Consider the following 213-nt stretch of genomic DNA (forward strand, 5'->3'; position numbering starts at 1 on the left):
GAGCTATCGGCTGTTAACCGATCGGTCGTAGGTTCGAGTCCTACCTGCGGAGCCACTTTTTAAATTCATTCAGCTATGCTTCCATAGCTCAGTAGGTAGAGCACTTCCATGGTAAGGAAGAGGTCAGCGGTTCGAGCCCGCTTGGAAGCTTACCTTTAATATGGCCCCTTGGTCAAGCGGTTAAGACACCGCCCTTTCACGGCGGTAACACGG

General features: G+C 52.1%; 1 tRNA gene. It reads left to right on the plus strand.

What is annotated here, in order from left to right:
- Positions 1-77: 77 nt before the first annotated feature.
- Positions 78-150: transfer RNA gene (locus GXK58_RS26925), tRNA-Thr, on the plus strand.
- Positions 151-213: the final 63 nt, after the last annotated feature.

The sequence above is a fragment of the Bacillus sp. USDA818B3_A genome (genome assembly GCF_009928415.1).
Classification (GTDB): Bacteria; Bacillota; Bacilli; order Bacillales; family Cytobacillaceae; genus Neobacillus.